We start from the raw sequence: 19,340 nt of genomic DNA, 5'->3' as shown, positions 1-19,340 counted from the left end.
CCTGACCGCGCCGGCCGCGGCGCGGCCAGGATGCTCTAACGTTCGGTCAATGCTTCGTAACGGGCCTTGCTGATTGGTTTCATGAGATAATCAAGGACTGTCTTTTCGCCGGTCAGGATTTCCACCGAGGCGATCATGCCGGGCCGGATGGCGTGGGTGGTCTTGCCCTTGCCGAGTTCGGAATCGCCGGTCTGCACCAGCACCTGGTAGTAGGTTTCGCCGGTTTCGGGATTGACGATGCTGTCGGCCGAGACATTCGAGACCTGGCCGTCAAGGCCGCCATAGATCGAGAAGTCATAGGCCGTCAGCTTGACCAGCGCCTTCTGGCCGGGCTGGACGAAGGCCACGTCGCGCGGCGAAATCCGCGCTTCCACCAGAAGCCTGTCGGTGATCGGCACCACGCCGGCGACAACCGAACCGGGCTGAAGGAAGGCGCCGATCGTGTTGACCTCCATGGTGTTGACGATGCCGTCGACGGGAGAGACGATGTCGGTCCGCCGAACCCGGTCTTCCGCTCCGGCGAGCGTCGCCTGCAGGACATTGACTTCCGCCAGCGTATCGCCCAGTTCGCGGCGCGCCTCCTGCTTGAACTGGGAATCGAGCTCGCGGATCTGGAGATCGGCCTCGTTCAGCGCGCTTTCGAGCCGCTTGAGGCTTTGGCTCACGCTTTCCCGCTGTCCGCTCTGCTGGGCGATCTCGCGGTCGAGCCGCAACAGGTCGATTTCCGGATGCAGCTTGCGCTCGACCAGAGGCGCGATCTTCTCGCGTTCGCGGAGCATGGCCTCGATCACCAACCCGGTCTGCTCGATGCTGGACCTGGCCTCGCCGATCTCATCGAGCCGTTGCTGCCGTCGCGCCTCCAGCACCTGCAGCTTGTTGCTGTAGTTTTCCCGTCGCGCTGCCAGCAGGCTGGCCTCATTGGCGCAGATGCCCTGCGAGACCTTCCGGGTGCGCTCGGGACAGACGAAGTCCGTGTCGAACAGCCCGCCGATTTCCAGCTCCAGCCGCGCGACGCGCGCCTGCAGCGCGTCATAACGGGCACTGGATTCCTCCAGCGACGTCAGGTTGCCGGAACTGTCCAGCCGGATCAGCAGCTCGCCCTTCTTGACGACCTGGCCGATCGTCACGGCGATGTCCTGAACAACGCCGGCTTCGCTGGATTGCACGATCTGCGTCTTGGACAGCGGAATGACCTTGCCGTCGCCGCGCGCGATCTCGTCGACCTTCGCCCAGGCCGCCCAAACCAGGAAAGCCATCACGCAGGACAGGCAGATCCAGACGATATAGCGCGAGAAGGCCGGAGGCGTGTCATGCTCCATCGATCGCATCACTGGACCCCGACCGGTTTGCGCTGCAGCGCTTCGATGACGCGCTCCTTGGGGCCGTCGGCGATCAGCTTTCCGTTCTCGATCACGATCAGCCGGTCGATCAGGTCGAGCATGCTGTAGCGGTGGGTGGAAAGCACCAGCGTCACATCGGGCGCGATCGCCTGGCGCAGGCAGCCGATGAGCTGCCGCTCGCTGGCGAGATCCATGGCGCCCGACGGCTCGTCGAGGAAGATGATCCTGGGCCTGGCCAGCAGCAGCCGGGCCATGGCGACCGACTGTTTCTGGCCGGCAGAAAGGTTGCCGCCGTTCTCGCCGACCGGCATGTCGAACCCGCGGGGATGGCGGACGATGAAGGATTCGATGCCGACCTTGCGCGAGACCTCGATCAGGTCTTCGTCGGAAGCCTTGGGATTTCCCATCAGCAGATTGTCCTTGAGCGACCCGGAAAACAGGTCGCTCGTCTGTCCCGCCACCGCGACGGCGGAGCGGACTTCGGAGGGGTGGAACTGCTGCATGTCGATGCCGTCGATCAGCACCCTGCCCTCGCGCGGCTGGTAGAGCCGCGACATCAGCCTGCCGACGGTGGTCTTGCCCGAGCCGATGCGGCCGATAATGCCGACCTTCTCGCCCGCCCTGATGGAAAAGGACAGCCCGTCAAGCGCGTCCTGGTCGGCCTGGGGGTAGCGGAAATGGACATTTTCAAGGGCGATGTCGCCTCGGCTGATGACCCGGTTGACGAAGCCGGTCGTCACCGGCGTGTCCTCCGGCTGCTCCATGATCCTGTCGAGGATCCTGAGCGACATCATCGCCTGCCGGAAGCGCGCCAGCGTCATGGCCAACTGACCGAAGGGGCTGACGGCGCGGCCGGCCAGGATCACCGAGGCGATGATGGCGCCCATCGTCACGCTGCCTTCCTGGAACAGATAGGCCCCGCCCAGGATGATGCCGACCGTGACCAGTTGCTGGACGAACTGCGTGGCGTTGACGGCGAAGGAGGAGATGCTCTTGATCTGCTCGTTGGTGGCGGAGCTGTTGATGGTCAGGTCCCGCCAGCGCTTGAGCAGGACGCCTTCCGCGCGCAGGCCCTTGACGGTCTCGGTCGTATAGATGGTTTCGACCAGCATCGACTGCCGCAGGGCGGCTTCATTGGCCGCAGCCGCCACCTTGCGGCTGATCAGCAACTGGGCGACCAGGCCGATGATGATCACCGCGACCAGCGCCACGGACGGCACCAGCGCCAGCATTCCGCCAATGGCGAAGATGACGGCGATGAAGATAAACACGAAGCAGGTGTCGATCATCGTGGCGATAGTGTTGGAGGTGAAGAAATCGCGCACGAATTCGTATTGCGACACCCGGCTGACATATTCCCCGGTCGACATCGACCGCGCCGACAGCGAGGTGTTCATGACCTTCTGGAACAGGATATAGGCGATCTTCAAATCGATCTTGCGGCCGGTGTAGTCGATCAGCTCTGCCCGGACGATTTTGAGCAGGAAGTCGAAGGTGAAGGCGACGCCGATGCCGATGGCGAGCACCCACAGGGTGGCGATCGCCTGGTTGGGCAGCACGCGGTCATAGACATTCATGGTGAACAGCGGCGAGGCCAGCGCCAGAATGTTGATGAACAGGGCCGCAAGCCCCACCCGGACGAACGACCGCCAATAGGGGCGGACGGCGGAAAAAAGCCAGTGCTGCTGTTCTATCCTGCCCGCATGCAGCGCGCCGATCTCTTCCTTGTTGTTGAAATAGTGCTTCCTGAAATCCAGCACCGTGGCGTCGATCTCGTCGATCCGGCCGCGAAGGTCCAGGCTTGCGGGCGCCGGATCGCCCGCTTCCTGCCGGCACTGGAAGGTTCCGTCGGCGTTTCTCGCAAAGATCGGATAAAACGTGCCGTCGCGCGTTCTGGCCAGCACCGGGAAGTTGGCATTGCCGCCCATGAGCTCCGACAGCGGCATCTCGGTGACGTCGAGGCCGATGCGGTTGGAGATCTCACGCACGGTCTCGATGTCGGGATCGTCGAACTGGTCATCCGGAATTCCGGAGAACAGCACGGTGGGAGATCCGCTGCGTTCGAAATGAACGCTGATTTCCCGGAACGCTTCGTTGAAATTCATCGCCGCCCGTCCGCTGTGAGTGAGCTGACCCGTCAGAAAGCTTCACTTCTTCCTGACGGGGGCAAGCAGATCGAGCGGAGCGCCGCTTTCCTGTCGCGACGGCAGCCGGTTGTAGACCGGCTCCACCGTGTGAGAGACGGTCTGGAATTCCTCGCGTGCGTAAGGCTCGGCCTGAGCCGCGCTCTCGAGCTTGAAGGCGCTGACCAGCGATCCCATTGCCGCAAGCGCCTGATAGTCGGCGTAAACCGCCGCATACTGGGCGGTCTTGGCCAGGACCTCGGTATTGAACCGGGTGTTCTGCGCGCTCAGCACGTCGAGCAGCGATCGCTCGCCGAGACGGAACTGATCGCGATAGGACGACACCAGCGACCCGGAGGCGGCAACCTGCTCGCGCAGGATCGAAGCCTGCTGCGCGCGCTTGGCGCGCTTGTCCCAGGCCGACTGGATCGCTTCCTGCACTTCGCGGTGCACGAGCACGTTGTCCATGCGGCTCTGGCTGGCGCGACGGATGCGCTCCTGCTCGACCGCCTGGTCGCGGCCGCCCTTGTAGAGGTTCCAGCGGGCGACCACTTTCGCTTCCAGGTCGGATGTCCGGCCTTCCGAGCCGTCGATGTCGTGCCCGACCCGGGCATTGGCCTCGAACGAGATGACCGGCAGGTAGGCCGACTTGGCGCCGCGCGCGAGCGCGTCGGCGGCATCGACATCCGCGCCCGCCGCGGCGATGCGCGGGCTCTGGCGACGGGCGATCTCGATGGCCTCGGCGACTGTGCGCGGCAAGGCGCCGGCGATCGAGGGCGGAGCCTTCATCGACCCGAGCTTGACGCCGACCAGGCGCAGGAACCGGATCTGCGCCTGCGCCAGATCCTCTTCGGCCTCCTTGAGCCGGGCCTGGGCGGACAAAAGCCGCTCCCTGCCCTGGGTCTGGTCGGCCGATGTCAGCGTTCCGCCCGACACGCCGGAGGAGATATCGTTGACGATCTGCGACAGCACACCCGCATTGTTGCGCGCGATCGACACGATCTCGGCTTGCAGAAGGATCTCGAAATATTCTTGGCTCACCGCCAGCGCCACGGCTTCGGAGCGCTCGGCCACCCGGAACGAGGCGCCGTCGACCCGCGCCGCCTGGCGCTCGACTTCCGCGCGGCGCGCGCCGCCGTCAAACAGCGTCTGCCTGAAGGTCACGCCGACGTCGGACGAATCGAGACTGTCGTCTTCGGTGCCGAGCCGTCGCCGTCCCGGACTGTCGAGCTTGCGTCCGCCCGCCGAGGCTTCGAGATCAAGCGTCGGAAGATAAAGCCCGCGCGCCTGCCTGAGCTCGAATTCCACGGCCTCCCGGTTCTCGGCCGAGGACAGTATCTCAGGGTTAGATTTCAAGGCCTCGTCCACCGCTTCTTTGAGCGTGAGCGCAGCGGCGGGCATTACTTGAAATGCCCCCAACACCGTGAAAAATATACATGAATACAAATGCGATCTATTAATCATGTAAATTTACTCGAAAACAGCCCCACCGGTTGGGTACATATAAGCCTGTCCCGTTACGAGTCATTACCGGCCATTTTCCATATAAATTTTTACCATAAAGTATCAGTGTTGCCGGAATACCACAAAATACAAGGGGCGCAATATGCCCAACAGCAACGCACAACTCCTGCGCTTATTTCGACTCTCTAAAACAAGTATAACGCCTCGACCCATTGCCGGTCTTGAGGGCCGAGCGCGCCGCAGGCGCGGCTAGACTGGACGCTTTCACCAAGGCCATGATTCTCCTCTGCAGGCACTCGGGTGTCCAGGCCGCGCAACGGCCCGGAACCGCTCGGCCTAGGCGAACTCGACAATCTGCCTGATGGCTTCGCCGCTCGCCAGCCGGTCGAACCCCTCGTTGATGTCGCCAAGCGCCATGCGGTGGGTGAGCAGCCTGTCGACCGGCAGCTTGCCGCGCTTGTAGAGCGCCAGGAAGCGCGGGATGTCGCGCGAAGGCACGCCGGAGCCGAGGTAGCTGCCCTTCAGCGTCCGTTCTTCGGCGACCAGCGAGACGGCCGGCAGCGTCAGCATCGCCTTGGGATTGGGCAGGCCCGCCGTTACCGTCGTCCCGCCGCGCCGCGTGATCGCGTAGCTGAATTCCAGCGCCTTGACCGACCCGGCAAACTCGAGCGCCGTTTCGACGCCGCCTTTGGTCGCCTCCCGGACCTTGGCCACGACATCGGGATCGTCGGCGCGGAAGACATGGGTGGCGCCGAGCTCGCGGGCGAGATCGAGCTTCTGCTCGAACCGGTCCACCGCCACCACCATCTCGGCCCCCGCGGCAACCGCGCCGAGCACCGCAGCGAGCCCCACCCCGCCCAGGCCGATCACCGCCGCGGTGCCGCCCGGCCTGACGTCGCCGCCATTGAAGACCGCGCCGGCGCCGGTCAGCACCGCGCACCCCATCAGCGCGGCAATATGCAACGGCACCTCGCGGTCGATCCTGACCAGCGAGTTGCGCGACACTGTTGCGTAGTCGGCAAAGGAGGAGACGCCCAGGTGGTGATGCACGGGCTGTCCGTGACGGCTGAGCCGGATCGCGCCGCTCACCAGATCGCCGGCGCCATTGTGTCGGGCGCCGGGCTCGCACAGCGCGGGACGCCCCTCGGCGCAGGGCGCGCAATGGCCGCAGCTCGGCACGAACACGCAGATCACGTGATCGCCGACGGCGAGATCCTGCACATGCGGACCGATCTCCTGGACAATGGCCGAAGCCTCGTGGCCAAGCGCCATCGGCACCGGCCGGGGACGATCGCCGTTGATCACCGACAAGTCGGAATGGCAAAGCCCTGCCGCCGCCATCCTGATCAGCACCTCGCCGGGCCCCGGACCCTCGAGATCGATCTCCTGGACCTTAAGCGGCCGGGACAGCGCATAGGGGCCCTCCCGTCCGATTTCCTCGAGCACTGCCGCCCTGATTTTCATGATCGCTCCTGTCTCAATTCAACGCGCGCTAGATTGCACCAATGCACGGCTTCGTACACGGTCTTTTCCTCCGTCGCGTCGTCCTTAGCCAAGTTCCCGGCATCCGTCGCCACCAAACCGGGCTCGGCCGGCCTGATCGAGGAGTCCGGAAGACTGGAAGCAAATCGCCGCCGCCGCCACGCCAGCGCCGGGGGGCTTGGCGACGACGCGGCACAAGAGCGCGATCATGCCGGCATCCGCCGCGCCCGCGGGATCATCGCCCCGTGACGACGCGTGTCGCGGGGCGAGAAAAGGCGCGACTCAGGCCGGGTCGGCCCTGTTCAACACGAAGTCGAAACGGGATTTCCACATCGTGTCGCCCGCTTCCCCGGCCACGAACTCGGTCAGCAACGACGCCTTGACGCCGAACACTGCGTCCGATGTGAGCCAGGGGTCGTCGGCCACGAAGGTGTGGGTCACGACCGTCTCGTAGCCCTCGGCAGCGACGATGAAATGCATGTGCCCCGGCCGGTTCGGATGGCGCCCCAGCGCTGCCAGCATTTGCCCGACCGGACCGTCGTCGGGGATCGGATAGGACACAGGCCGGATCCCGCGAAACGCATAAGCGCCGTCCTCGCCGGTGACGAAGATGCCTCGATTGTTCCATTTCGGCTGGATGTCGGGCTGCTGGACGTCATAATAACCGTCTGCATTGTCGCACCAGACATCGAGTTTCGCGCCCTTCACGGGCTTGCCGTCGAGGTCGAGCACCCGGCCTTCGAACAGGCAGCTCTCGCCCTTGCCGTCGAGCGAGATCATCTCGCCCATCGCCCGCACCGGCGCGCCCTCCACGTGGAACGGGCCCAGAACGGTGTTCTCGGTCGCCCCCGAGGGCCTGCGGTTGTTGATCGCGTCCACCAGCATCGACAGGCCCAGCACATCCGACAGCAGGATGAATTCCTTGCGGTTGCCGTCGCACATCTGCCCGGTGCGGGTGAGGAAGCCGATAGCCGTCGCCCATTCCGCCTGGGTCAGCTCGACATCCTTGGCGAAAGCATGCAGGTGCTTGACGAGCGATCCCATCACCTGGCGCAGGCGCGGATCAGCGTCCTCGCTCATGCGGGCGTTGACGCTTTCGACGGAAGCGGCCTCGGTGAAATAGTCGATCCCCTTTGCCGTGCTCATGCCACTTCCTCCTGTGTCTGTGGGACGCCGCCCGGCTCCCGTCCGAGGACCGAGCGCAGGGCGCGCATCAACTCGCCGGCCGGATCGTCCGGCAGGGTCATGGCGCGCCAGGCCACATGGTGGTCGGGACGCACCAGCACGCAGCCGCTTTCGGCGGTTTCCCGCGCGGTCGCCCAGTCGCCGTGATGATCGACCCATGTCCGGCGCGGGCCGATCACATGCACCACGATGGTGAGGCCGAGCGCCTTGCCGACGGTCTCGGCGGCGTCCGTCCACGCCTCGCCGGAGATCCCGGTCAGGATCGTGAACCGTCCCTTGCCGGTCAGATCGAGCGTGGAGTGCCGCTTGCCGGCCTGGTCATAGACCCAGGCATGCGGCAGGCGCGCGCCCGGCCATGTGGTCGGTTGATAGTGCAGTTCCTTGTCCCTGGAAAACGCCGGCTCCGGCTGGCCGTCCGTCACCGCAGCCGCGGACGCGTAACGCTGGTTCATCTCCACGCCATGGGCATCGAATTCGTACTTCTTGAACGCGAACGCCTTGCGCAGCGCTTCGCGTTGTTTCTCAGCCGCGGCGGTCGCGTCGCAGCGCGCGTCCATCGAGGCCTGGATCTTCTCGATGTCGGTGCCGCCATCCATGCCGAGCGCCTCGAAGATCGGGCCGAATTCGGCGATCGACTGGTTGGCGCGGGTGACGATCTGCCTGGCGACCGGCGCACGCTCCTGCGAATAGGTGTCGAGCAGCGCCGGGCCCGCCTCGCCGCGCAGGACGGCTGCTAGCTTCCAGGCGAGGTTGAAGCCGTCCTGGATCGAGGTGTTGGAGCCGAGCCCGTTGGACGGCGGATGCCGGTGGGCGGCGTCGCCCATGATGAAGACACGGTCCTTCTGCATGTGGGTGGCAAACATATTGTTGACGGTCCAGGTGTTGGCCGACAGCAGCTCGATCTCGAGATCCGGGTCGCCGACGAGCTGGCGCGCCACGCCGGTGGCGATCTCGGGCGTGACTTCCGGCGCGGGCTGGTTGATGTCGTAACCCCAGACGATCAGCCATTCGGTCCAGGGCCTGACCATGCGGACTAGACCCATGCCGATGCCGCCGACATCGGCGCCGGGCTGCATCACCCAGTAGAGCACCGACGGGCGGTGGGCGACATATTTGGAGAGATCGGCGCGGAACAGGATGTTCATCGAGCCGCCGACACCCATCTTGCCCTCGAACGGCAGGCCCAGGTCCTCGGCGACCTTGGAATTGCCGCCGTCGGCGCCGATCAGGTATTTCGAGCGGATGGTGATGTCCTTGCCGGTCAGGCGGTCGCGGCAGGTCGTCGTCACGCCGTCTGCGTCCTGGACGTGGGACTTGTATTCGGTCGACATCCGCGCCTGGGTGCCGCGCGAACAGGCGGTCTTGAACAACAACGGCTCCATCAGCGTCTGTGGCAGGTCGTTCATCATGGTCGGCGAGGACAGGTGATGCTCGGCCCGCGACAGCGGATGGCTGCCCCAGCTCTTCATCCGGCCGATCTCCTCGCCCGCCAGGCTCTCGCAGAACACATTCTCACCCATCAGGTCCTGCTCGGTGCAGTGCATGTAGGCTTCCGCCTCGACCTCGGGTCCGAGATCGCGCAGCACCTCCATGGTGCGCTGGTTGGTGATGTGCGCCCGCGGCGTGTTAGCGAGCCAGCGGTAGCGATTGACCACCATGTTCTCGATGCCATAGGACGACAAGAGCGCCGCGGTGGCCGAGCCCGCCGGCCCGGTGCCGATGATGAGTACGTCCGTGGTGATATCCGCCATGATTATTCCTCCCCTGATGAACTGGACCGGCCGTCGGTTTTGCCGCCCGAAAGGCGGCGCCGGATCGGAAACAACTGAATGCCGCTCTTGTCGCTGATCAGGCCCCACAGCCCGCGCGGCGCAAACAGCATGATGACGATGCCCATCCCGCCGAGCGCGATGAGGTACCAGGACCCGTAATCGGCAAACAGGGTTTGCAGCGCGAAGAAGACAAGCACGCCGAGGATCGGGCCCTCGATGGTGCCGATGCCGCCGATCACCACGATGAAGATCACGAAGGCGGTCCAGTCGATCACGGAAAAGGCGCTGTCCGGGCTGATCCGCCCGTTCTGCAGGAAGATCAGCCCGCCGGCGAGCCCGGTGCCGAAGGCGGCGATCAGGAACACCATCCACTTCATCCGCGCCGCATCGACGCCCACCGATTTGGCCGCCTCCATGTTGTCACGCACGGCGGCGAGCGCCAGGCCGCGCTTGGTGCGAAGCAACCAGTAGATGCCGCCGATCGTCGCCACCAGCAGCGCCAGCGCCAACCAGTAGGCGAGAATGTCGCGCGCCGCCGAATCGCGCACGTCGAAGACGGTCTCGATCCATTCCGCGCCCCACATCGCCTCGCGCGCGTCGCGCGGCAGCGAGGTGCCCGTGCCGCCGCCGACGGCGCGCCACTGCGCCACGACCAGCCGCGCCACCTCGGCCACCACCCAGGTGCCGATGGCGAAATAGGCGCCCTGAAGGCGGAAGGCAAAAAAGGCCGTGGGGATGGCGAGCAGCAGCGCGCCGACACCTGACAGGAAAAGTGCGGCGATCGGGTTCAGCCCCCACAGGATGACCGCGCCGAACAGCATGTAGGCGCCGAAGCCGACAAAGGCCTGCTGGCCGACGCTCACAAGCCCGCCATAGCCCGCGAGCAGGTTCCAGAACTGGGCCAGCACCAGCATGGTGAAGATGAAGAACAGGTCCTGGATCAGCCCGCGATCGGCGAAGGCCGGCAGCAGGATCGCCACCACCACCAGGCAGGCCGCGGCGATGGCCGCGAAAGTGGAGGTCCGTGTCCGGGTCGAAACGATGTAGGGGTTCGCGCGCATCAGTCGGTCGCCCTCGGAAACAGGCCGCGCGGACGGACCAGAAGCACAAGCAGGAAGGCCAGATGCCCGGCCAGGATCTGCCATTCGGGGTTGACAGCGGCGCCCAGCGTCTGCGCCACGCCGATGATGATCCCGCCCGCGAGCGTTCCCCACAGCGAGCCGAGTCCGCCGATGATCACGGCCTCGAAGGCGTAGATCAGCCGGGCCGGGCCGATGGTCGGATCGAAATTGGAGCGTGTGCCCAGATAGAGTGCCGCAATGGTGACGACGACCATGGCGATGCCGGTGGCCTGGGCGAAGACCCGCTGCGGCTTGATGCCCATCAGGCTCGCCGTCACCGGATCGTCGGACGTGGCGCGGAAGGCGCGGCCGAGCGAGGTGCGGTAGAACAGCCATTGCAGCGCCAGGATCACCCCGATCGCCGAGACCAGGGTCAGAAGCGGCATCAGCCCGACCGTGACCGGGCCGAGCGGCAGCGACGCGGTTTCGAGCGAGCCGGCGGGGATGCGGCGGCTGTCGGCGGAAAAGCCCTCCTGCAGCACGTTCTGGATCACCACGGAAAGGCCGAAGGTGACCAGCAGCGGCGGCAGGATGTCGGGGCCGAGCACCCGGTTGAGCACAAACTTCTGCAGGCCGTAGCCCACGCCGAACATCACCGGCATGGCGACCAACGCCGCCACGAAGGGATGCAGCCCGAGCATCGAGACGATGACGAGCAGCAGATAGGCGGCCAGCACGATCAGGTCGCCATGGGCGAGATTGACGAGCCGCATGATGCCGAACACCAGCGACAGGCCCGCCGCGAACAGCGCGTAAAGTCCTCCGAGCAGCACCCCCTGCACGATCGTGTCCATCCAGATCATGCGGCCACCCCGAAATAGGCCTTGTGGATGGCTTCGCGGGTCAATTCCGCCGGAGTGCCCTCGAGCGTTACCTTGCCCTCCATCATGCAATAGACCCGGTCGGCTACCTTGAGCGCCTGGCCGATGTCCTGCTCGACGATGATGACGGAGGACCCGGCTTCCCGGATCCGCGGCAGCGCCGCATAGATGTCGCGGATGATGACCGGCGCGAGGCCCAGCGAAAGTTCGTCGCAGAGCAGGACCCGCGGATTGCTCATCAGCGCCCGGCCGATGGCAACCATCTGCTGCTGGCCGCCCGACAGCGCGTTGCCCGGCGCGGTGCGCCGCTCCTTGAGCATCGGAAACATCGCATAGACCGCGTCGAGGTCCCAGGCGCCGGTGCCGCGTCTGCGGTAGGCGCCGATCCTCAGGTTCTCCTCGACGCTGAGCGAGGGAAACAGGCGGCGGCCTTCGGGCACCATCGAGATGCCGAGCGCGACGATGTCGTCCGCTTCGAGCGCCCCGATCGGCTGGCCCTCGAACATGATCATGTCCGGTTTCTGCCTGAGCACGCCCGACAGCGAGCGCAGCAGCGAGGATTTGCCCGCCCCGTTGGCGCCGATGATGGCGACGCATTCGCCCTCCTCAAGCGCGAGGTCGACCCCGAACAGGGCCTGGAAGTCGCCGTAATGGGCGGTCAGTCCACGGGTTTCGACCAGCGCCATCAAACCTCGATCCCCAGATAGATTTCCCGCACTTCGCTCGAGGCCATGATCGCCTCGGGTTCGCCCAGGCCGATGATCTTGCCGAAATCGAGCACCAGCAGCCGCTCGACCACGCGGTTGAGCGCGTGCAGCACGTGCTCGATCCAGATGATGGTCACGCCTTCGCGGTGCAGCGAGCGGATGGTGTCGACAAGGGCAATGCACTCGCCCTCGGTCAGGCCGCCGGCGATCTCGTCGAGCAGCAGCAGCTTGGGACCCGTTGCCATCGCGCGGGCGAGCTCCAGCCGCTTGCGCTGCAACAGCGACAGACGGCCGGCCAGCACATTGGCCGAGCCGATCAGCTCGGTGCGCTCGAGGATCGCAGCGCAATCCTGTTCCGCCTCGCGCTCGCTGCAGGGCCGGCCGTGGGTCGCCGCCACCAGCAGGTTCTCGAAAACGGTCAACTTGTCGAAGGGCTGCGGGATCTGGAACGAGCGTCCGACGCCGGCGATACAGCGCTGCATAGGCGGCACGCGAGTGACATCCTCGCCCATGAAGAGGATCGACCCGCTGTCGGCGCGCAGATTGCCGGTGATCAGGTTGAACAGCGTCGACTTGCCGGCGCCGTTCGGGCCGATGATCCCCAGCGCCTCCCCCGGCGGAACCGAAAACGTCACGTCGTCCGTCACCGTGAGCGCGCCGAACCGCTTCGACACGCCCTCAAGTTTCAGGATCGGTTCCGCCGGAATGGTCATGGGCTATCAGACCAGCTTCGCGGTCATCTCGACCAGCCGCTTGGCCTGATGCGACACCGAGGCCTTGCCCTTGTCGTCAATTGCGCCCGGCTGCATGGAGAAGCCGTATGGATTGCCGCCGGTTTCGAAGATGCTCGGGTCGGTGTATCCGGGCGCCACGATGATCGCGCCCCAGTGCATCGCCGTGATGTAGACGCTGATCAGCGTGGTTTCCTGGCCGCCATGCGCGTTCTGAGCGCTGGTGGTGGCGGTAAAGGTCTTGTTGGCGAGCTTGCCTTCCATCCAGAGCGGGCCGAGCGTGTCGATGAAGGCCCGGACCTGGCTCGGCGCCGAGCCGTAGCGGGTCGGCACGCAGAAGAAATAGCCGTCGGCCCAGAGCATGTCGTCGTGGCTGATTTCGTCGATCGAGGCCGCGCGCTCCACCTGGGCCTTCCAGGCATCCTGGCCTTCGACGACGGATTTCGGCGCGGTTTCCGCGAATTTGCGGAGCCGGACTTCGGCGCCGGCCGCCTTCGCCGCCGCTTGCGCGGCTTCGGCCACGCCCTGGTTGGTGCCGTAGGTGCTGTAGAACGCAACGAGTATCTTGGGGGATGCCATCTCTGTCTCCTTTGTGCCGGAACGCGGGCAGATGCCGCGCACGGGAAATGTGCCGCTCCGCGGCGCGGGGCGGCACGGTTGATCGTCAGGTCAGGGCTTCCATCGTGCCCTGCGTCGGTATGTTGGGCGCGGTCTGGTTGTCGACAACCACGAGGTCGAAGGTTCCGTCCTCCTTGCGGCGCCACTGGCCGCCGACCAAAGGCGTCTTGCAGACATTCTTGGCCGCGAACGGCGGAACGCCCTCGCCGTTCCAGGCGACACGGCCGACGATGGTGTTGAGATCGCTCTTGGCGATCGTCGCGGCCACGCCTTCCGCGTCCGTCGGGTCATCGGCGCGCTTGATCACGTCGGCCGCCATCTCGAACAGCGAATGGACAAAGCCGATCGGCTGGGTCCAGGGCCGTCCGGTCGCCTCGGTGAAGGCGGCCGCCAGTTCCGCGCAGCTCTGGCCGGTGAGCGAGGACTTGAACGGATGGTTGGCCGACCACCAGACCTCGGACGACAGATTGTGGCCCGCAGCCCCCAGCGTCTCCACCGATTGCGGGAACAGGATCGCCTTGGCGACGGTGATCGCCTTGGGCGAGAAGCCCTGCTGGCTCGCCTGGTTGCGGAAGGTGGTGAAATCCGGCGGGATCACCACGCCGGTGACGATATCGACATTGGCCTGCTTGAAGGCGTTGATCTGCGCGGTGAAATCATCGGTGAGGTTCTGGAACCGGCCCGGATCGACCGTCTCGTAGCCTGCGGCCTTGAAGCCCGGCGCCACGCCGACATTCGGATCGCCCCAGGCATTGCCGTCGGCGTCATTGGGGAACAGCCCGCCCACCTTCTTGTTGGTGTCGAGCTGGTTCCACATGTTGGTGAAGACGGCGATCACGTCTTCAAGACCCCAGAAATAGTGATAGGTGAAGTCGAACGGTTTCCAGCTTTCCGGATCGCCCGGATTTCCCTGCTGGCCGATGAACCAGGGCTGCCACGGCGCCTTGGTCGAGATCGTCGGCACCCCTTCGCTTTCGCACACGGTCGAAACCGGGTTGGTGGTCTCCGGCGTAGAGGCCACCAGCATCAGGTTGATCTCGCTGTCGATGATCAATTCCTGCGCCACGTCGGCGGCGCGGTTGGGGTTCGACTGGCTGTCCTTGACGATGACTTCGACATCCATCCCCTGTTCCTTCGCATAGCGGTTGAACATGTCGATGGTGAAGGCGTCGGCTTCGGCGAAGCCTGCCAGCGGCCCGGTCTGCGGACTGACATAGCCGATGCGGATCTTCTTGTTCTGGGCGATGGCCGGCATCGCCAGCCCGCCCGCGGCGACGATCAATCCCCCGGCGGCGGCTGTCTTGATAATGCGTCTGCGTGTAATCATCTGCTTCTCCTCCCGTGAACGATTGTTTCAGTGTTCGGGCCTCCGCCCCTCCCAGGCGGCCTGCAGCAGGGCGCGGATGTCGTCCTGCGTGAAGGGCCGCGGATTTGCATAGGAATTCTGCACGGCGATCTCCGCCGCGGTGTCAAGATCGGCTTCGCTCAGGCAGAGATCGGCGAGCCCGAGCGGCGCGCCTTGAGCCTTGGCGAAGTCCCACAGCCCCGCGCCCGGCGTGGCGCCGAAGATCTCCTCCATCGGCGTGAGCGCATCGGTCGCCGCTGCGTTGAAGCTCGCCGTGTGCGGCAGCAGGATCGCATGGGTCTCGGCATGCGGCGTGTTGAAGCTGCCGCCGATCGTGTGGGCGAGCTTGTGGTGCAGCGACATCGCCACATAACCCAAGGCCGTCGAGCACAGCCAGGCACCATAGAGCACCAGCGAACGCGCATCCGGGTCGCGCGGCGCGTCCCTGAGCACCGGCAATCCGGCCTTGAACGCCCGCATCGCCTCGACCGCCATCATGCTCGTCACCGGATTGGCGTCGGGCGCATAGAGCGCTTCGACGCCATGGGCGATGGCGTTGAGCGCCGAGGTTACGGTCATGTCGGCAGGAAGGGTCAGCGTCAGGTCGACGTCGTAGATGACCGTCTCCGGGCGGATCGAGGCGTCGCGGCGGGTGGTCTTGCGCCCGTTCTCGGTCTCGCCGAGGATGTCGGTCATCTCCGAGCCGGCATAGGTCGTGGGAATGGCGATGTGATCGACGCCGGTGCGGGTGGCGATCGCCTTGCCGAGCCCGATGGTGGAACCACCGCCGATCGAGACCACGCAATCAGCCTTGCTCTGCCGGAACGCGTCCAGCGCCCTTTCGGTGACCTCGACCGGCGTGTGCATGGCGGCCTCGCTGAAGGTTCCCGCCGACAGCGCGCCGAGTTGGTCGGCGAGCGCCCGGGCCTCGTCGGCCTGGTTTTGCGTCGACAGCACCAGGGCTTGGCTGCCGCCCAGACGCTCCACCTCTTCGCTTGTGCGGGCAATCGTCCCGGAGCCGAAGACGACGCGGGTCGAGATGCCGGGGAAGATGAAGCCGTCCGTGGACAATGTCATTTGGGGTACTCCAGAAGGTCCTTGCCCTCGGCGACTGCACGCAGCAGGTCGGAGAAGGCATCGATTTCGTCATCGGAGACGAGATGTCCGCGCCCGGGGAAAACCTCGGAGCGCACTCGCGCGCCCTGGCGGATCAGGGCGTCCTCGGCCTTCCGCCATGCCCAGAGCGGGATCCAGGGATCCTCGTCGCCGTTGGAGACATAGACCGGGATCGAGCCCAGCGGCGTTTCCGGCAGGTCGGAGTCCGGCGCGCCGACCCGGCATCCGGTCAACAGCGCCGCCGCATCGGCCTTGCCTCCCCGCAGCAGATACTCGGTGGCAAGGCAGGCGCCTTGCGAGAAGCCGGCGATGACCAGCGGCCGGCCGGGCACAGCCTCCTCCGCCGAGGCAATGGCCGCCTGAACGAGGGCCAGCGCCGCATCGAGCTGCACGGCGGCGGTCTCCGTCATCGGATCCACCGCCTTGGCGTCGTACCAGGCAGACCCCGGCGACTGCGGCAGGACGAAATGCACATCGGGCGCGTCAAGCCGTGCGATCACGTCTTCCTGCATCTGCGCGGCGGTCTGACCGCGCCCGTGCAGGAAGACGCAGACCGCGCGGGCGGTCTCGGCCAAAGCTCCTGATGTCAGCGTCTCAGCCATCCCGCCGGCTCAGGCGTTCTGGAAGTTGGCGGGCTCCAGCCCGGCCATCAGCTCTTCGCGGCGGTCCTCGAACCAGGGCGGGAAGACGAGCGTGGTGCCGATCGCATCCGCCGGCTCGTCCTTGGCCCAGCCTTCGGGTACCGTCCAGGCGATCTCGAACAGGGCGCCGCCGGGCGAGCGCACATAGCAGGACTTGAAGTAGTTGCGGTCCTTCTGTTCGGAAATGTCGGTGAAACCCAGGCCTTCGATATGCGCCCGGAGCTTCAACTGGTTTTCCTCGTTGCCGGTGTTGAGCGCGAAATGGTGGATCGTGCCGCCCGACAGCGTCCAGGTGCCCTGCGGCTGGTCCCGGATCTCGGTGACTTCCACGACGCTGGTCGGCCCGTTGGCGTTGGGCACCTCGTAGGCCATGCCGTCGGCGTCGTCGGCCATCTTCTTGAGCGGCAGGGCGATGGTCAGAAAGTCGTCCATGGCGTTGCGGTCGGTGACGGCGATGACGCCGCCATAGATGCCCTTGATGCCGTGCTCGGCGGTAATGCCCTGCGCGGGATTGGCGATCGGGATGCGGTTGTCCGCCGGGTTCTCCACCAGTTGCAGCTCGATGCCGCAGGGATGGGTGAACTCCACCCGGTCGATGCCGAAGCGGCTTGTTTTGCGCGCCGCGATGCCGCGCGCGCCGAGCCGTTCGATCCAGAAATCCGAGGCGCCGACGGGGATCGACTGCTGCACCACCTTCGACTGGTTGGTGCCGCGGCGACCGTAGATGCCCGGCTTGCGGAACGGGAAGGTGGTGATGATGGTCGATTCATCGCCGTTCTTCGCCCCGTAGTAGAGATGGTAGACCGGGATCGTGCCATCGAACAGCACGGTCCGCTTGACCGAATAAAGCCCCAGCACTTTGGTGAAGAAGTCGAAGTCTTCCTGGGCACCGTCGGTGCTCATGGTCAGGTGATGATATCCGCTGATTTGCGACACTGTCTCTCTCCCAAGGTTCATGTCTGTTTGCGATGGTGTTCATCCCGCGCCAGGATGAACGTGAAGCTGCACGCCACCCCGCCGTCCGGGGTCGCGGTAAAATCCGCCAGAAGCGCGGGATCGACGGCGAACAGGGGGTCGGCGGCAATCGCCGGGTCGCTCCTGTCGAAGACGTGGGTGATCAGCGTCCGGTAACCCGAAGCCGAGATCCGGAACTGCAGATGGGCAGGCCGCGTGGCCGGAAGCCCAAGCTGACGCAGCAGACGTCCCACCGGCCCGTCGTCGGGGATGCGGTAGCCGCGGGGACGGATGGTGAAAATGCGCACCGTTCCGTCCGGTCCCGAGGTGTAGGTGCCGCGCAGGTTGAACTCGGGCTGCATGTCCGGCGCCTGGTTCTCGTAGACGCCGTCGCCATTGGCATGCCAGACCTCGATGCGGGCGGCGGAAACCGGCCCACCGTCACTGCTCCGCAACCGCGCGGTAAACACCAGGGGCGTGCCCTTGCCATCAAGGCAGATGCTTTCCTTGTCGGCCCGGCGCGGCGCCCCCGGCCGGTAGAACGGACCGGCCAGCGTATTGGGCGTGGCCTCATCGGGCAGCCTGGCGTGGCGTCGCTCGAAGGCGCTGGTGAGGCCCAGCACGTCGGCCAGCAGCACCCATTCCTGGCGGCGCTCGGAACAGGCCTCGCCCACCTCGGTGAGAAAGCCGATCGCCGCCTGCAATTCGTCGCGGCTCATATCCATGCGGTCGGCTAGGTCGGCAAAATCAGTGAGGAGTTCGCCCATGAAACGGGCCAGGCGCTTGTCGGGCGCCGCGTGGAGCCGCTCGGCGAACGCCAATGCCGCGCTTTTCATGGTTATGTCGGTCGCCCGTACATCCATCCCAAACTCCTCCTCCGACCTGAGTATAGGTCACGGAAGAAGCGCAGCTATTATTTCTTTCTCGATTAATATACCATTTTGATATGAAGCTTGACGAGAAGCATCTCACCCAACTGGCGGCGGTCGTGGAGACCGGCAGCGTCACTGAAGCAGCCCTGCTGCTCGGCCTGTCGCAGCCGGCGGTGTCGCGCACCCTGTCGACGCTGGAAAAGCGCGTCGGCGAGCCCCTGTTCAAGCCCGGCAAGCGACCGCTCGAGCCGACCATCATCGGCCAGCAGCTGGCCGAACACGGCCGCGTCATCCTCGAAGCCTCGCGCCGCGCCTCCGAAACCATCCTCGGCTTCCGCGCCGGCTCCGTCGGCACCGTCCGCATCGCCGGCGTGCCGTTCTTCATGGATGCCTTCATCAGCCGCATGATCGGCGAGTTCCAGGTCCGCGAACCGGATATCCGTGTCGACCAGTCCTACGGCAATCTTCCCGAACTGGGCGCAGGCATCGTCGCCAACCAGCTTGATCTTGCCATCTGTCCGCTCGGTCTCGTCGACGCGGCAAAGGGGCTCACCTTCACGCCGATCCTCCCCGGCCGCAACATCGTCGCCTGCCGCGTCACCCATCCGCTCCTGAGCCGCCGGCGATTGAGCACCAATGACCTGATCGATTACCCCTGGATCGCGCCGCTTCCCGGTTCGCCGCTGCTGGCAGACCTGCATGCCATCCTGTTGTCGATCGGCATGACCGAGATCAGCATCCGCTATTCCGGCGGCTCGCTTCTGTCCGTGTTCAATTATCTCGAGGAGACCGACGCGCTCACTGTGCTCCCGCATTCGGTGGTCTTCGCCCACCGCAGGGACCGCAAGGTCACGGTGCTGCCGGTGGAAATCCCGCAGCCGACACGGACGCTCGGCATCTTGCGCTTGGAAGGACGACCGCGGATTCCCGCCGCGGAGAAACTGGCGCGCCACATCTCCACCCGCTTCGACGATCTGCGCCAGTTGATCAAGCGCCACGAGGACGCCGTGGTCTGGGGCAACAGCCCGCCCTGAAACTGCGCTCTCGA

17 protein-coding genes are annotated in these 19,340 nt (G+C 65.5%); 1 reads left to right on the top strand and 16 read right to left on the bottom strand.

All coding sequences use genetic code 11. The features are described 5' to 3' along the window. Nucleotides 1–35 precede the first annotated feature (35 nt). From LL06_RS10860 to LL06_RS10785, 16 genes are all read right to left on the bottom strand, one after another. A complete protein-coding gene (locus tag LL06_RS10860) occupies nt 36–1,328 on the bottom strand; it encodes an HlyD family type I secretion periplasmic adaptor subunit (RefSeq protein ID WP_035525998.1) in 1,293 nt (430 codons plus the stop codon). Continuing rightward, complete coding sequence (locus LL06_RS10855; protein ID WP_052161420.1) at nt 1,328–3,445, bottom strand: type I secretion system permease/ATPase; 2,118 nt, start codon at nt 3,443–3,445, stop codon at nt 1,328–1,330. Before LL06_RS10855 ends, LL06_RS10860 begins: the two co-directional genes overlap by 1 nt. Before the next feature lie 42 nt (nt 3,446–3,487). Further along, nucleotides 3,488–4,864, bottom strand: a complete 1,377-nt coding sequence (locus tag LL06_RS10850) for a TolC family outer membrane protein (protein ID WP_035525992.1) — start codon at nt 4,862–4,864, stop codon at nt 3,488–3,490. A 399-nt stretch (nt 4,865–5,263) separates the two neighbouring features. Further along, entirely contained in the window at nt 5,264–6,391 is a 1,128-nt protein-coding gene (locus LL06_RS10845; protein WP_035525989.1) for a zinc-dependent alcohol dehydrogenase family protein, read from the bottom strand. A 300-nt stretch (nt 6,392–6,691) separates the two neighbouring features. Then, a complete protein-coding gene (locus LL06_RS10840; protein WP_035525985.1) occupies nt 6,692–7,555 on the bottom strand; it encodes an intradiol ring-cleavage dioxygenase in 864 nt (287 codons plus the stop codon). Beyond that, nucleotides 7,552–9,345, bottom strand: a complete 1,794-nt coding sequence (locus LL06_RS10835) for an FAD-dependent monooxygenase (RefSeq protein ID WP_052161419.1) — start codon at nt 9,343–9,345, stop codon at nt 7,552–7,554. The genes LL06_RS10840 and LL06_RS10835 overlap by 4 nt, the downstream gene beginning before the upstream one ends. Nucleotides 9,346–9,347: 2 nt before the next feature. Beyond that, nucleotides 9,348–10,427 (bottom strand): branched-chain amino acid ABC transporter permease, encoded by a 1,080-nt coding sequence (locus LL06_RS10830; protein ID WP_035525982.1) that lies wholly within the window; start codon nt 10,425–10,427, stop codon nt 9,348–9,350. After that, nucleotides 10,427–11,290 (bottom strand): branched-chain amino acid ABC transporter permease, encoded by an 864-nt coding sequence (locus tag LL06_RS10825; RefSeq protein WP_035525979.1) that lies wholly within the window; start codon nt 11,288–11,290, stop codon nt 10,427–10,429. The genes LL06_RS10830 and LL06_RS10825 overlap by 1 nt, the downstream gene beginning before the upstream one ends. Continuing rightward, nucleotides 11,287–11,994 (bottom strand): ABC transporter ATP-binding protein, encoded by a 708-nt coding sequence (locus tag LL06_RS10820; protein ID WP_035525977.1) that lies wholly within the window; start codon nt 11,992–11,994, stop codon nt 11,287–11,289. The genes LL06_RS10825 and LL06_RS10820 overlap by 4 nt, the downstream gene beginning before the upstream one ends. After that, nucleotides 11,994–12,728 (bottom strand): ABC transporter ATP-binding protein, encoded by a 735-nt coding sequence (locus tag LL06_RS10815; RefSeq protein ID WP_035525973.1) that lies wholly within the window; start codon nt 12,726–12,728, stop codon nt 11,994–11,996. The genes LL06_RS10820 and LL06_RS10815 overlap by 1 nt, the downstream gene beginning before the upstream one ends. A 6-nt stretch (nt 12,729–12,734) precedes the next feature. Continuing rightward, complete coding sequence (locus tag LL06_RS10810; RefSeq protein ID WP_035525970.1) at nt 12,735–13,325, bottom strand: NAD(P)H-dependent oxidoreductase; 591 nt, start codon at nt 13,323–13,325, stop codon at nt 12,735–12,737. Nucleotides 13,326–13,410: 85 nt separating this feature from the next. Further along, on the bottom strand, nt 13,411–14,691 hold the full coding sequence (locus LL06_RS10805; protein ID WP_035525969.1) for an ABC transporter substrate-binding protein: 1,281 nt from the start codon (nt 14,689–14,691) through the stop codon (nt 13,411–13,413). Between the two features lie 27 nt (nt 14,692–14,718). Continuing rightward, on the bottom strand, nt 14,719–15,786 hold the full coding sequence (locus tag LL06_RS10800) for a maleylacetate reductase (RefSeq protein ID WP_035525966.1): 1,068 nt from the start codon (nt 15,784–15,786) through the stop codon (nt 14,719–14,721). Further along, a complete protein-coding gene (locus LL06_RS10795; protein WP_081963886.1) occupies nt 15,783–16,427 on the bottom strand; it encodes a dienelactone hydrolase family protein in 645 nt (214 codons plus the stop codon). Before LL06_RS10795 ends, LL06_RS10800 begins: the two co-directional genes overlap by 4 nt. A gap of 9 nt (nt 16,428–16,436) precedes the next feature. Next, nucleotides 16,437–17,369, bottom strand: a complete 933-nt coding sequence (locus tag LL06_RS10790) for a VOC family protein (protein ID WP_244447097.1) — start codon at nt 17,367–17,369, stop codon at nt 16,437–16,439. A 50-nt stretch (nt 17,370–17,419) separates the two neighbouring features. Further along, complete coding sequence (locus LL06_RS10785) at nt 17,420–18,256, bottom strand: dioxygenase (protein WP_161784964.1); 837 nt, start codon at nt 18,254–18,256, stop codon at nt 17,420–17,422. A 110-nt stretch (nt 18,257–18,366) separates the two neighbouring features. Between LL06_RS10785 and LL06_RS10780 the strand changes: the two genes are divergently transcribed. After that, the gene (locus tag LL06_RS10780; RefSeq protein ID WP_035525958.1) at nt 18,367–19,326 is read left to right on the top strand and encodes a LysR family transcriptional regulator; all 960 of its coding nucleotides are present in this window, start codon (nt 18,367–18,369) and stop codon (nt 19,324–19,326) included. Nucleotides 19,327–19,340 lie beyond the last annotated feature (14 nt).

The sequence above is a fragment of the Hoeflea sp. BAL378 genome, from assembly GCF_000759435.1.
In the GTDB taxonomy this organism is placed as follows: Bacteria; Pseudomonadota; Alphaproteobacteria; order Rhizobiales; family Rhizobiaceae; genus Hoeflea.
Note: the sequence above shows the minus strand (reverse complement) of the source record. Positions and strands in the feature narration are given on the sequence as shown.

Bases quoted from the DNA above. Each gene is read 5' to 3' on its own strand.
- LL06_RS10860 (WP_035525998.1), bottom strand. From the start codon at position 1,328: ATGCGATCGATGGAGCATGACACGCCTCCGGCCTTCTCGCGCTATATC.
- LL06_RS10855 (WP_052161420.1), bottom strand. From the start codon at position 3,445: ATGAATTTCAACGAAGCGTTCCGGGAAATCAGCGTTCATTTCGAACGC.
- LL06_RS10850 (WP_035525992.1), bottom strand. From the start codon at position 4,864: ATGCCCGCCGCTGCGCTCACGCTCAAAGAAGCGGTGGACGAGGCCTTG.
- LL06_RS10845 (WP_035525989.1), bottom strand. From the start codon at position 6,391: ATGAAAATCAGGGCGGCAGTGCTCGAGGAAATCGGACGGGAGGGCCCC.
- LL06_RS10840 (WP_035525985.1), bottom strand. From the start codon at position 7,555: ATGAGCACGGCAAAGGGGATCGACTATTTCACCGAGGCCGCTTCCGTC.
- LL06_RS10835 (WP_052161419.1), bottom strand. From the start codon at position 9,345: ATGGCGGATATCACCACGGACGTACTCATCATCGGCACCGGGCCGGCG.
- LL06_RS10830 (WP_035525982.1), bottom strand. From the start codon at position 10,427: ATGCGCGCGAACCCCTACATCGTTTCGACCCGGACACGGACCTCCACT.
- LL06_RS10825 (WP_035525979.1), bottom strand. From the start codon at position 11,290: ATGATCTGGATGGACACGATCGTGCAGGGGGTGCTGCTCGGAGGACTT.
- LL06_RS10820 (WP_035525977.1), bottom strand. From the start codon at position 11,994: ATGGCGCTGGTCGAAACCCGTGGACTGACCGCCCATTACGGCGACTTC.
- LL06_RS10815 (WP_035525973.1), bottom strand. From the start codon at position 12,728: ATGACCATTCCGGCGGAACCGATCCTGAAACTTGAGGGCGTGTCGAAG.
- LL06_RS10810 (WP_035525970.1), bottom strand. From the start codon at position 13,325: ATGGCATCCCCCAAGATACTCGTTGCGTTCTACAGCACCTACGGCACC.
- LL06_RS10805 (WP_035525969.1), bottom strand. From the start codon at position 14,691: ATGATTACACGCAGACGCATTATCAAGACAGCCGCCGCCGGGGGATTG.
- LL06_RS10800 (WP_035525966.1), bottom strand. From the start codon at position 15,786: ATGACATTGTCCACGGACGGCTTCATCTTCCCCGGCATCTCGACCCGC.
- LL06_RS10795 (WP_081963886.1), bottom strand. From the start codon at position 16,427: ATGGCTGAGACGCTGACATCAGGAGCTTTGGCCGAGACCGCCCGCGCG.
- LL06_RS10790 (WP_244447097.1), bottom strand. From the start codon at position 17,369: ATGAGCACCGACGGTGCCCAGGAAGACTTCGACTTCTTCACCAAAGTG.
- LL06_RS10785 (WP_161784964.1), bottom strand. From the start codon at position 18,256: ATGAAAAGCGCGGCATTGGCGTTCGCCGAGCGGCTCCACGCGGCGCCC.
- LL06_RS10780 (WP_035525958.1), top strand. From the start codon at position 18,367: ATGAAGCTTGACGAGAAGCATCTCACCCAACTGGCGGCGGTCGTGGAG.